Source organism: Leucobacter sp. UT-8R-CII-1-4 (assembly GCF_030010235.1).
Classification (GTDB): Bacteria; Actinomycetota; Actinomycetes; order Actinomycetales; family Microbacteriaceae; genus Leucobacter.
This window is the reverse complement of the sequence record NZ_JASCRS010000001.1, coordinates 606,181-619,289: the sequence shown is the minus strand read 5'-3', so window position 1 is coordinate 619,289 and position 13,109 is coordinate 606,181. Positions and strand designations below refer to the sequence as shown.

The window sequence follows — 13,109 nt, the reverse complement described above, 5'->3', positions numbered from 1 at the left end:
GACGCTTCGCGTTGTGTTGCGTTGATGAGCCTGAGCTAGAGCAGGTGTTTGCCGCCTCGGCCGCGCATCCGTTCGACCAAACTCTTCACATCTTGCGCGTGCTCTTTCGAGGTGACAAGCAACACGTCTGCGGTGTCAACCACAACAATGTCTTGCATGCCAACGAGCGCGACAAGACGATCGCTTTCGCTCACGACAATGCCGCTTGAGCGATCAGAGAGCACCTGTGCACCGTCGCCAAGCACCGCGAGGTCGCCCTTGCGCCCACGCGAGAGCAGATTCGCGACACTCGCAAAATCGCCCACATCGTCCCACTCGAAGTGTGCGGTGACGCAGACCATTCGCCCGGCCTCGGCTGCTGGTTCGGCAACGGTGTAGTCAATGGCAACCTTTGGCAGTGCTGGCCAGAGTCGCTCACGTACTTCGGCTGCGCGATCCGTGCCCCAGGCCGAAGCGATCTCGCGTAGCGACGCGACCATCTCTGGTTCGGACAGTGCCATTTGTTCGAGCAACACGCTGGCCTTAGCAATAAACATGCCGGCGTTCCAAAGGTAGCCGCCGCGCTTCAGATACTCGGTTGCGGTTGCCTCGTCTGGTTTCTCAACAAACTGGGTGACGTCGTAAACGTCGAACGGTGCCAGGTCGCCGCGCGCCTGACCGCATGCAATGTAGCCAAAGCCGGTTGCTGGGAAAGCAGGGTGGATGCCGATGGTTGCGATGTATCCCTGATCTGCGGCTTGCACAGCTGTGCGCACCGCGCGCTGGAACAGAACATTGCCGCGAATCACGTGGTCGGCTGCGAAGGAACCAAGGATCGCGTCTGGATCGCGCAGTTCGAGCAGTGCTGCTGCCAGGCCGATTGCTGCTGAAGAGTCTTTTGGTTCGGTCTCGATCACCAGATTTTCAGAGAGAATCTCGGGCAGTTGCAATTCGACTGAATCGCGGTGGGCCGAACCTGTAACCACCATCATTCGTTCGGCTGGAACGAGTGGCGATAGGCGATCCCACGTGGTGCGCAGGAGTGATGTGCCGCTGCCGGTCAGATCGAGCAAAAACTTTGGTGCATTCGCGCGAGAAAGTGGCCAGAGTCGAGATCCGGCTCCGCCTGCGGGGATGACGCAGGTAAAACGGTCCATCGCCGTGCTGTTGTTCATAGCTGCAAGCCTAGTCGCCTGTGGGTTTGCGCTGGCTCAGAATTGGGGAGTAGGGAACCCCGCGGCGAGCAATCATCTGATGAAGGTGAGTGTCGCAATGGCATCGGGACACGCAAGAACAGTGTCATAATGGAGGGCGCGGCAGGTTTTGCGGTTTGACATCACGACGATGTTGCTGCCTACCTTGCTCCTGATACCGATTTACTTCGGTGCAACCGATTCTAGGAGGATGCTCGTGTCAGCTAGGCCCGCTCAGGCGACGCCGGTAGTTGCGAAGAAGAGCCGCCCAGGCGGCACGCTCTATCGCGGCAATGAGGGAATGTGGTCATGGGTGCTTCATCGCATCACTGGCGTAGCAATCTTCTTCTTTTTGCTCGTGCACGTGCTCGACACGGCACTCATTCGCGTAAGCCCCGAGGCCTACAACGCGGTGATGGGAACGTACAAGAACCCGATTATGGGTCTTGGCGAAACCGGTCTCGTCGGTGCGATTGCTTTCCACGCGCTGAATGGTCTGCGCATCATTCTCGTTGACTACTGGAGCAAGGGCACCAAGTACCAGCGTGCAATGTTCTGGATTGTGATTGCGCTCTGGGTTGTCGTGATGCTCGGCTTTACGCCACGCCACCTCATGAACGTATTCGGACACTAAGGGCGAGAGGTAAATAGAGATGACTATGACTATCGAAAACCCCCGCTCCAAGACTCCTGCAAAGAAGCGCACCAACTGGGAGAAGTGGGGCTGGATCTACATGCGCGTATCGGGCGTTCTGCTCGTCGTGCTGATCTTTGGCCACCTTTTCTCGAACCTCATGGTTGGTGACGGAATCTCGGCGATTGACTTTGGCTTCGTTGGCGGCAAGCTGGCTAGCCCGTTCTGGCAGGTCTGGGATCTGCTGCTGCTTTGGCTCGCACTGATTCACGGTGCGAACGGCATGCGCACGATCGTGAACGACTACGTGAGCCGCCCAGGCCTTGCGAAGGGCCTCAAGGTCGCACTTTTCCTTTCGGCTGCGCTGCTGATCCTGCTCGGCACCCTCGTCGTGCTGACCTTCGATCCATGCCCAGCTGGAGCTCCAGCTGATCTGGTCGCATCGTTCTGCGCCAATCTCTAGATTTCATTCTTTCTAAAGGAGTAGCAAACTCGTGACTACCAACACCCATGAGGGCGAGGAAGTAACCGTCAAGGACGGCGTTACCTACCACCAGTTCGATGTTGTCATCGTTGGTGCTGGCGGCGCCGGCATGCGCGCAGCGATCGAGGCCGGCCCGAAGGCCAAGACTGCCGTGATCACCAAGCTCTACCCAACGCGTTCGCACACCGGTGCAGCGCAGGGTGGCATGGCTGCAGCGCTCGCAAACGTTGAGGAAGACAACTGGGAGTGGCACACCTTTGACACCGTCAAGGGCGGCGACTACCTGGTCGACCAGGACGCAGCTGAGATTCTCGCAAAAGAGGCAATCGATGCTGTGATCGACCTCGAGAACATGGGTCTGCCGTTCAACCGCACGCCTGAGGGCAAGATTGACCAGCGTCGTTTCGGTGGCCACACTCGCGACCACGGCAAGGCCCCAGTTCGCCGTGCGTGCTACGCAGCGGACCGTACCGGTCACATGATTCTGCAGACTCTGTTCCAGAACTGTGTGAAGCTCGGTGTGAACTTCTACAACGAGTACTACGTGCTCGACCTCGTGATGACCGGTGAGGGCAAGGACCGCAAGCCAGCTGGTGTTGTGGCCTACGAGCTCGCAACCGGCGCACTGCACGTCTTCCAGGCAAAGTCGATCGTCTTCGCTACCGGCGGTTTCGGCAAGGTCTTCAAGACCACCTCGAACGCGCACACCCTGACCGGTGACGGCGTTGGCATCGTTTGGCGCAAGGGTCTGCCTCTCGAAGACATCGAGTTCTACCAGTTCCACCCGACCGGCCTTGCTGGCCTCGGTATTCTGCTGACTGAGGGTGCACGTGGTGAGGGCGCGATCCTGCGTAACGCAAGTGGCGAGCGCTTTATGGAGCGTTATGCGCCAACCATTAAGGACCTCGCGCCTCGTGACATCGTTGCACGCTGCATGGTGCAAGAGGTGCTCGATGGTCGCGGTGCTGGCCCGCACAAGGATTACGTCTACCTCGACTGCACCCACCTCGGTGCTGAGGTTCTCGAAACCAAGCTGCCAGACATCACCGAGTTCGCACGTACCTATCTTGGTGTGGATCCAGTGACCGAGCCAGTGCCAGTGTTCCCAACGGCGCACTACGCAATGGGCGGTATTCCGACCAACAACGACGCTGAGGTCCTGATGGACAACGACACCGTCGTGCCAGGTCTCTACGCAGCGGGCGAGTGCGCTTGCGTGTCGGTGCACGGCTCGAACCGTCTCGGCACCAACTCGCTGCTCGACATCAACGTCTTCGGTAAGCGAAGCGGCAACAACGCTGCTGATTACGCGCAGACCGCGTCGTTTGTTGACCTGCCTGCCGATCCTGCGAAGGAAATCCGCGAGCTGGTTGAGCAGGTTCGTACCGCTGCCGGCACCGAGCGTGTTGCTGATATCCGCAAGGAACTTCAGGAAGCAATGGACCGCGGCGCACAGGTGTTCCGCACCGAAGAGTCGCTGACTGAGGTGCTTGGTGTGATTCACAACCTGCGCAACCGTTACAAGGACATCGGAATCCAGGATCGCGGCAAGCGTTACAACACCGATCTGCTTGAGGCAATCGAGCTTGGCTTCCTGCTCGACCTCGCTGAGGTGCTCGTATTCGCTGCTCGTAACCGTAAGGAAAGCCGTGGCGGCCACATGCGCGACGACTACCCGAACCGTGACGATGAGAACTACATGAAGCACACCATGGCGTATCTCACTGGCGACCCGCACTCGGCTGATCCTGAAGATCACATTCGCCTTGACTGGAAGCCTGTCGTCTTCACGAAGAACGAAAAGGGCGAGCTGAACTACCCACCGCTGGAGAGGAAGTACTAAGAATGAGCGCAACTGTGACCTCTACGGCTCCCGGCACTCCAGCTGAAGAAGCTGGCCTCAAGCCGTTTAACGTTACCCTGCTGGTTCGTCGTTACGATCCAGAATCGGGCCGCGAGGCGTACTGGGAGGACTTCGATGTTCCCATGTACCCAACCGACCGTATTCTTGACGCACTGCACCGCATCAAGTGGGATCAGGATGGCTCACTGAGCTTCCGTCGCTCCTGCGCGCACGGCATCTGCGGTAGCGATGCGATGCGAATCAACGGCCGAAACCGTCTTGCCTGCAAGACCCTGGTCAAGGATCTCGACATCAGCAAGCCAATCTACGTTGAGGCGATCAAGGGCCTGCCCCTTGAGAAGGATCTCATCGTCGATATGGAACCTTTCTTCGACGCGTTCCGCGCCGTGAATCCGTTCCTCGTAGCAAGCTCGAAGCCAGAAGCTGGCAAGGAGCGCATCCAGACGATCGAAGATCGCGAGCGCTTCGACGACACCACCAAGTGCATTCTCTGTGCCGCCTGCACCACCTCGTGCCCAGTGTTCTGGACCGATGGTCAGTACTTCGGCCCAGCTGCAATTGTGAACGCCCACCGCTTCATCTTCGACTCGCGCGATGATCAGGCTCAGGTGCGTCTCGATATTCTGAACGATACCGAGGGTGTGTGGCGCTGCCGCACGACCTTCAACTGCACCGATGCATGCCCTCGTGGCATTCAGGTCACCAAGGCAATTGCCGAGGTTAAGGCTGCAATCATCTCGGGCAAGACGAAGTAAGTTTCGTTTCGCTAAAAAGCGCGGTATCCCTTCGGGGGTGCCGCGCTTTTTTGTGCGTTGGATCGCATAGCGCCGGGAGTGTTGGCGTGTGCGGGCTGGGCGATCCCGCGCCGGGAACCGTGCCGATGAATGCGACAGCGTTAGACTCAGCTACATGACATCGACTCGCTCTGCCGAAACGCCAAGCGACCGTGTGCACGACGAACTATCGTCGATTCAGCAGGCGGTTGCCGTTGGCCGAAGCAGGTGGCAGTGGGTGCAGCAGACGCGGCCGTGGCGCGCGTTCTCGCATTTCACCGATGTCGGCGGCAGTGTGCTCACTGCTGGCATGAGCTACCAGGCCCTTTTTGCCGTGGTCGCAGCGCTCTGGGTCGGTTTTGGTGTGCTGGGAATTGCGCTCTCGAACAGACCTGAGTTGCTGAATGCTTTGATCGAACAGATCAATGTTTCGGTGCCGGGGCTGATCGGCCCCGATGGTCTCGTAAAACCTGATGAACTTTTGAAGTCACGAGCCCTCACCTGGACGCAAGTTATTGCATCTATTTCGCTGCTCTGGGTGATGCTGAACTGGTTTACGGGCACGAGGCGTTCGATTCGGATCATCTTTGGTCTTGACGTGCGTAAGTATCGCAATGCGGTGTTGCTGAAGCTTCGTGATTTTTTGCTTGCGTTGCTTTTTGGCATTGCGCTGTTAGTTTCCGCGAGCTTGACGGTGCTCAGTTCGAATATCACTGACGCGATTTTTGACTGGTTCGGGTGGAGCCGGGGTACCTGGCTATTTGGCACGATGGGCACCATTGCGCGTGATGCGGCGATGTATGTCTTTGACGTGCTCATGCTGATGGCTATGCACCGGTATCTTGCTGAGGTGCGAGTGCCACGAATGAAGCTGCTGATTGGGTGTGCGCTCGGTGGTGCTGGCCTGCTGGTGTTGAAGGTGTTGGGCGCTTCGTTGCTCGGTGGCGCTTCAAGTAATCAGCTTCTTGCGAGTTTCGCGGTGTTGATTGGTGTGCTGCTCTGGTTCAACCTGATTTGTCGGGTGTTGTTGCTTACGGCTGCGTGGATCGCAACTGGTGTAGACCGCACGGTTGGCCTGCCGCCTACTGATCTTGAGGATTGATTTTCTCGGTCAAAACTAGGTGATTCACGATTTTTTGGGACCTTCACCTAGTGCTTATGTAAGCGCGCACGATTTTGGCCAAATGTGCACCTAATCTATTGAATTTTATGCACATGAGTGTGAGACTGAGTGGCATATCTGCGTTCACTGCCGGCGAAAATGCCTGTGGAGTGTGACACACCTGTCTTTTGCGCAGGGTTGAAGTAGCGGATTTCCGGCATAGAAGCGAAGGTTCTCACCACAAGTGTGACTCATCTTCTGTCTCGTGAAATCTGGGGGGACAAGCGGGGAGAGTATGACAACCGACACGGCACAGGGCAGCACGAAGCCACGATTGATGAGATTGATTGGCGGGGTGCTCACCACCTTGCTCGTAGTCTCCGGCATTGTCGCAGGCGGCACGCTACAGCCTGCACAGGCAGCTGACGGCGCATCAGTCTCAATTGACAAGCAAGTCAATGACCAAAACTCGGTGAGCGACATTCGCCCGGGCGCCACCCTGAACTACAAGATCAACTTTCAGGCAAACGACGATGATGCTGACGGACCAGTGCTCATCACCGACAAACTGCCCGAGGAGTTTGCCGGATGGGAGATCCGTGGCCTCAGCGCGCGCGTAAACGGCGCGCAGACGGGCCTCACCCTCGAACTTCCTGGTGTCACCTCAGGCCCCGCACCAACGGCCCCGGTGAATGGTGTGCTCTCTGCTGACCCAGAAGAGTTGAAGCTCGCGCTCTCGGTCGCTCTGCCAGTATTTGGTGGCGTAGGCAACGACGACGGACTTGGCCTGCCAGTTGGTAGCGCCGGCGTCATCGAATACACCCTTGTTGTGCCAAGCGATATCGGCACCGACAGCCCAATTCTTAAAAAAGACCTCGTCAATACCGCGACGATCACCGCAAAGGCCGGAGTCACGCCACTTCGCCGCACCGACTCGGCAACCGTGCAGATCGACAACCCGGTCATGCCAAAGGTCGACGCGAAAAAGACCTGGTCACCTGCAGCGCAGCCATTCCAAGCTGGTCTTGAGTCAACGATCACCGTATCGGCAACTCAGGCTTCAAACATTGACGTAGACCAGATCGATCTGCGCGACCCAGCCGATCCAGCGCTTACGCCAAACGGCGCCACCACACTGCCCGCCAATAACCCATTCAACTTCGTTGACTTCGCCGGGTTCCTCGCTCCAAACGATCCGCTCACCACTATCCCCGCTGGTGTCGAAACCGTTCTCGTTGAGGTCTACTACTTCGACGGAGCAAGCTGGAACTGGGTGCCTTGGGATAGTGCAACCCAAGATCCCAAAAACATCGGTGGCGTGCACATCGAATACGATGCCTCCAACGCCGACATTGCTCCGGGCACCAAGGTCACTCAGGGCATGAAGGTCACTCAGCGTGACAAGAACCGTGCAACGAACCAGTCGCTTTCAGGTGGCTGGAGTGTCACCAACACGGCCGCCGCAACCGTAAACACCGGCGACAAAGAAGCAACCACCACGATGGAAGCAACCTTTGAAGCGATCGCTACACGCGTGGACGTGCAGGCGTCGAAGGGTTTCTACCGTCTGCCAGATGGCCAGCCAGAAAAGAATCTGCGTGATGTGCCAGCCGGTGAAGCTGTCGGTGTGGTCGTACAAGCGACCAACCGTGAAGAACCATTCAGTACCGAACTGAACTCGCTCAAGGTCACCGAACCGAGCACCGGCGCCGATGCCGAATACTTTGGTGAGAATCTCATTTTTGCCGGATTCGACAACGCCAAAACCGTGTGGCCAACCGGCAACAACGGTGCAAAGCTCACCTGGACCATGGCCGATGACACTCGCATCGAAGTGATCGTGCCAGCAAACGGACCGCTGCCCGCTGCCCCAAACAGTGGCGTGGTGAAGGGCTTTGAACTCGAGTTCCAGGGTGCGATTGCTCCGGGTGCGCAGGCACTCGTGCACTACAAGATGGCAACGAACGGCACACGCGACTTCGTTGCTGACGGTCAGACCACCAAGGTTAAAAACGTTGCGACCGTAACGGGTGGGGCGACAGGTCTCCCAGAAGACTCCGCGACGGTCGACGCGAGTATCACGCTCGTTGCTCCGAAGGTCACGGTCACCGTGAAGAAGAAGGCAGGCCCGAACACGGTACTGCCAGGACAAGACCTTTACGTGCAGCTTGACACCGTCGTAAAGACCGGCGGCGCTACCACCAAACCAACCGAGATCATTATTGAAGACTCGCTTGCAAGTTCGAGCGGATCGGCAAATAACTTCTGGGACGCATTTGATGCAAAGCAAGTGCTGCCACCAATCACGAGGCCGCTTGGCGGTGACGGTACCCCAACCGCTGCGACACTCACGATCAACGTGCAGAAGTCCGAGGGTGGCCCCTGGGAAATGGTTGCCGTAGATCCACCTTCGGATCAGGCGCTCGATCTGCCAGCCGACACAATTGGCGTGCAGTTTGTCTACACGCATCCCGAGGGTCTCTCGCAGACCGCTTTGCTGAAACCGAACATGAAGTTCACTGCCCGACAGACTCTGCGCAGCGATCCGACGAAGCCAACCGGTGGTCCGAAGGAGGAGCCTGAGGTCACGTACGAAAACACCGTAATCGCTAAGGCCAAGGCAAAGCTTGGACCTCGCGAGGTAACCTCACCGATTGTCAAAGACAAGATTTCGGTAGTGATTCGCGGTGGCGAGGGTGAAACCGGACCGGTCCCGGGTGGCGAGTATGACGTCTGGACCTCGAAGTCTTGGAGCGACAAGCTCCTGACCTCACAGTCGAACGCCAAAGTCTCAACCACACAGAAATGGGCCGTAACAAAAACGGGCATTCCTGAGGTGACTCTGCAAGACCCTGGCACCACGAGTGCCAGTGGCCAGGGCACCGTCTTCGAGGCGTTTAACCTGCTCGGTATTTCTGAGATCCGTACCTCGGGCGCGGCACCAGGCGCGAACGACAACTGGACACTCGATCCACGCCTCAAGTGGGACACGATCACAGATGTGCAGCTCTTCGACGGTACAACCTGGAACAGCGTGCCAGCGCCAGGTGGTAGCTGGATGACTGCAAACGGCAGCTTCAAGGGTTATGAGCTCAACCAACAAACCGGTGAGCACCTGACCGCGCTCGGAATGCGACTGATTGTTCAGGAGAACTCAGCAGCACGTCTCGCTGCAGGCGGCGATCCAAGTGATCCGGCGACATACGATCCGACTGTTCCTGAGGTTGGTAGCGGAGTCTCCTCATCAGCAGACGTGCGCAGCTACAAACTCAAATGGCAGCTGCGCAGCGCCGCCCGCACAGACGGTTACGTCGAAGGCACCCCACCAAAGTGGGTCATCGCAGGTGGCAGCGGCTTCAACTGTGGCCCAAGCAAGTTGGATTGCGTGAGCAACGACTTCAGCATCACCGGTGGCGCAGGCAAGGTTCGCGAGACCAGCACCGCCAAGGCTGAGGTGACCCTCATTGATGGCCGCGTGAACGTCGACCTCGACAAGACCGTGCGCCCTGTGAATCCGAATGGTCAGCCAAGCGGTTCGGCCGCAGCCTCAATCGACCTGGTTGTGCCAAACCAGGGTGAAGTCGCTGCCGCTGATTTCCCAAGAGCGCAGTACAGCCTCACTGCGATGAACACCTCAGAAACGCCAGAAAACGCTAATGGTGCGATGAGTCTCGCGATGCTCCGTATCGCAGACACCCGCAACCCATCTAGCGATCCAGTAATGATCGGTGACAGCCAGTTTGCTGGCCGTAACTTCCTCACCGAAGCAGCAGACGGCATGAACCCGTTTGCAAATGTCAACATTACGAAGGTGAGCTACGGCCCAATTCCCGACTACATCGACCGTGATGAGTCAGAGGTTGAGGTTTGGATCTACGACGGCAGCACCCCGCAAGGAACACGTCAAACGTTCAAGCTGCAGCAGGTGCTTGACAATGATCCAGCGTTCCAAGCGCTGCTGCCGAACCTTATCGGTGTATCGACCACCTTCACCGGCACCGAGCCGCAGGTAAACGGCAACCGCATTCCGGTTGGCGCGAAGCTGACCACGATCATGGATGTGCAGTTGCGCGAGTTTGATCGCGCGACAGGCGAGCGTATTGAGGGTAGCGGCCTTGTCACCATCGAGTCGGTGAAGAACAACGGCGTTGTTCGTGCATGGGACGCAGTCGTTGCGCCGCACGAACAGCCTCGTGACACCGACGAAGCAACGATCGTGCTGAAGAAGCCGACCGTGAACGTTGAGGCAAGCAAGACAATTGCCGTGCTGCACGGTTCGTCGCGTAACACCGAGATCTACGAGACTGAGCCAGAAGCACCAGTGCGTGTTTCGCTCGCGGCTGCGCCGAAGGGCTCGACAGCTCCGATTAGCTCACTGCGAATCGAAGACTCCACCCCAGAATTCTGGGAGAAGTTCGAGCTGAAGAGTGTTGATTCGATCAAGCTGCCAAAGGACGCCGACACGAGTGACGTGCAGGTGAAGGTTGGCAATGCGTGGGTCTCAATCGACACGATTGATCCGGCAGACTTCGCCCAGGTGCGCGGTCTCGCGGTTGACTTCAGCCGTTCGGGTAGCAACCCACTCTTCCCAGATGGGGCTGCTTCGTGGAGCACTTCCTGGGAGTCGGCAGCTCTGCCGTTCACTGTTCAGCTACGTGCCGACGCGGTAGTTGACTGGACTGGTGACAGTGTAGACAACACCGTGCAGGTTACAGCTGTGAACCCGAACTACGAGCCGGTGACTGACGAAATCACGCGTACCGTGACCTTCGGGCCAGGCACCCACGGCATCACCGTAGAGAAGCGTGCGCCGGAAGAGTCTGGTGCTCACCCGGTTGATCCGCTGGCAAGCCTGCCTTGGCAGCTGGTGTTCAAGAACACCGGAAACAGCTACCTGCCGATCGACAAGGTCGTAGATAGCCTGCCAAGCACGCTGAAGTGGGACTGGGAACTCCCGACCTACACGTCTACTCCTGGACCAAAGGGTCAAGGTCTGACTACCGATAAAGAGCAGATCTCGATCGATGTCGCAGACATTGGCAATACGATCACATTCCGCTGGCCAGAAGGACAGCGTATGTATCCGGGCGAGACTATGACGATCACGCTGAATCTCGCGCTTGATCCACTACCAACTGGTACCCACGCAGTGAACAAGTTCACTGTCACCACCGGTGTCGATCTTGCAAGTTGTGTGGCGCCAAAGCGTGGCCTCACCACTGAGCCGCGGCCGACCGCGCTCAACGAGTGTGCGAACAACAACTACGTAACACCTCGCCTCGGCACCTCAGCGGTTTCACTGAAGGGCGTCTCGGGTGAAATCGAAGACACTCTTGGTGAGAACCTGGTGAACGGTGCAATGAACACGCGTGGCGGTGAGTGCACGCTGCCAAACGTTCCGTTCCTGTCAGCTGATTACACTCGCAGCCCATGCGCGTCATACACAGCTCCCGGTGCGACCGATACTTGGTCGATCCAGAATGTGAACACCGGCAGCACGGCGCTGAGCCGTATGGTGGTCGTTGACATGCTGCCACGGGAAGGCGACCGCAGGCTTGACGGCGGTGCAAGCCGTGGTTCAAGCTACAAGCCAGTGCTCGCAAACTCGGTAGTGAAGGACAACTTCAGCAACATCTCCGGTCTGCCTGCAGGCGCTGTCGTTCGAATTGACGTCACTGACCAAGCAGCTGCCTGCATCGGTTCGGGGAGTGACTCGAAGTGGCCACAAGACCCAACGTGTGAGAACACGACGTTGGTGCCTGAAAACCAGTGGTACGACATTGATGCTGGGGCGCTGCCATTCGCTGTTGAAGACATCGCAGGTGTGCGTTTCGATATCGATATGAGTGCGACTCCGCTGCAGCCAACCGGCCGTATCGGTATCAACTTCCGCACCGTGAACCTGGCAAAGGCTGGCACTACTGGAGAGCTCGCACCATCGCTTGATAGCTTCGCAACCCAGCAGTTCGCTTGGAACCAGGCGGGTATGACGGCTTGGGATGAGAGCGGTGCGCAGCTGCGTCTGCCTAGCTCGCAGCACCGTGCAGGCGTCGTAGTGAAGACCATGGACCTTGAAATCTCGAAGAAGATTTCGGGCCAGGGCGCAAACTACGCTCCTGACGAGTTCGACGTGAATCTCAGCTGTACCGTACCTAGCGGTGACGCGAATGGTGACGACCGGGTTGCTCTCGACATGGGCGCAAACGGCACCGTGAAGCTGGTGAAGACTGAGCAGAACGACGGCACCTGGAAGTTCGGCGCAACTGTGCCAAACATTCCGATCGGTGCAGACTGCTCGGCGAGCGAGACTGGTGCAGTTGGCGAGTACGGTGAAACCGCTCGTTCGATTGCGACAACTCCTGGCGTAACGCCCGCTGACGACGGTCTCTCGGCAGAGGTCAAGATTCGCGAGGCTAATGGTTCGCAGACGGAGCTTGAGTTCACCAACTTCTACACTGTTGCCGGTGTTGCTGTGCAGAAGGTGACGACCAGCAACAACTCGCATCCTGTGCCAGACGCGAAGAAGAACGCCGAATACGGCTTCGAACTGAGCTGTGAGGTCAACGGTTACGATCAGCCGATCGTGCGTGATTTCACGGTCAAGGGTGGCGCCCTGCGCACGCAGAGTGACATTCCCGAGGGTGCACGATGCACCGCAGTCGAGACCAACGATGGCGGCGCTCTTGGTACCACGGTCACGATTAACGGCGAGAAGATTGATGGCACCGCCTCTGAGGAATTTGTAGTTCCGAAGGATGGCGTGGTCGTGCTCTTCTCGAACGAATTCGAGGGTGTTGCAAAGCCACTGCCAAATACTGGTTGGTCAGGCACCATGCCGCTTGCGGCAATGGCGGCCCTGCTCCTGATCGGTGGAGCGGCGATCGCGCTTGAGGTTCGAAACCGAAAGCGTAAGCAGGCCTAACTAGTGTGAAGCCCCTGTTCCGCAGCGAAAGTTGCGGGGCAGGGGCTTCTGCATCTCCTAGCGAGGTTTTTGGGTGCGCTGGATCACAAAGCCGCATCTGTGCTGAAACCTGCGTGGACGAGCCGCGTAATCGGAGTGACTGCGTCAGGGCGGCGAGT

Annotated in this window: 7 protein-coding genes; 6 read left to right on the top strand and 1 reads right to left on the bottom strand. The window is 58.0% G+C overall.

Annotation, left to right across the window (positions count from 1 at the left end; translation table 11 throughout):
* Window positions 1-35 precede the first annotated feature (35 nt).
* Window positions 36-1,154 (bottom strand): mannose-1-phosphate guanylyltransferase, encoded by a 1,119-nt coding sequence (locus tag QBL02_RS02750; protein ID WP_282724820.1) that lies wholly within the window; start codon window positions 1,152-1,154, stop codon window positions 36-38.
* A gap of 235 nt (window positions 1,155-1,389) precedes the next feature.
* On the opposite strand from QBL02_RS02750, the gene sdhC reads away from it, so the two are divergent.
* From sdhC to QBL02_RS02720, 6 genes are all read left to right on the top strand, one after another.
* On the top strand, window positions 1,390-1,806 hold the full coding sequence (gene sdhC, locus QBL02_RS02745; protein WP_282724819.1) for a succinate dehydrogenase, cytochrome b556 subunit: 417 nt from the start codon (window positions 1,390-1,392) through the stop codon (window positions 1,804-1,806).
* Between the two features lie 19 nt (window positions 1,807-1,825).
* The gene (locus QBL02_RS02740; RefSeq protein ID WP_282724818.1) at window positions 1,826-2,269 is read left to right on the top strand and encodes a succinate dehydrogenase hydrophobic membrane anchor subunit; all 444 of its coding nucleotides are present in this window, start codon (window positions 1,826-1,828) and stop codon (window positions 2,267-2,269) included.
* 31 nt (window positions 2,270-2,300) lie between these two features.
* The gene (gene sdhA / locus QBL02_RS02735) at window positions 2,301-4,133 is read left to right on the top strand and encodes a succinate dehydrogenase flavoprotein subunit (protein ID WP_282724817.1); all 1,833 of its coding nucleotides are present in this window, start codon (window positions 2,301-2,303) and stop codon (window positions 4,131-4,133) included.
* A gap of 2 nt (window positions 4,134-4,135) precedes the next feature.
* A complete protein-coding gene (locus QBL02_RS02730; protein ID WP_282724816.1) occupies window positions 4,136-4,909 on the top strand; it encodes a succinate dehydrogenase iron-sulfur subunit in 774 nt (257 codons plus the stop codon).
* A gap of 154 nt (window positions 4,910-5,063) precedes the next feature.
* A complete protein-coding gene (locus QBL02_RS02725) occupies window positions 5,064-6,029 on the top strand; it encodes a YihY/virulence factor BrkB family protein (RefSeq protein WP_282724815.1) in 966 nt (321 codons plus the stop codon).
* 295 nt (window positions 6,030-6,324) lie between these two features.
* Window positions 6,325-12,951, top strand: a complete 6,627-nt coding sequence (locus tag QBL02_RS02720; RefSeq protein WP_282724814.1) for a DUF5979 domain-containing protein — start codon at window positions 6,325-6,327, stop codon at window positions 12,949-12,951.
* Window positions 12,952-13,109: the final 158 nt, after the last annotated feature.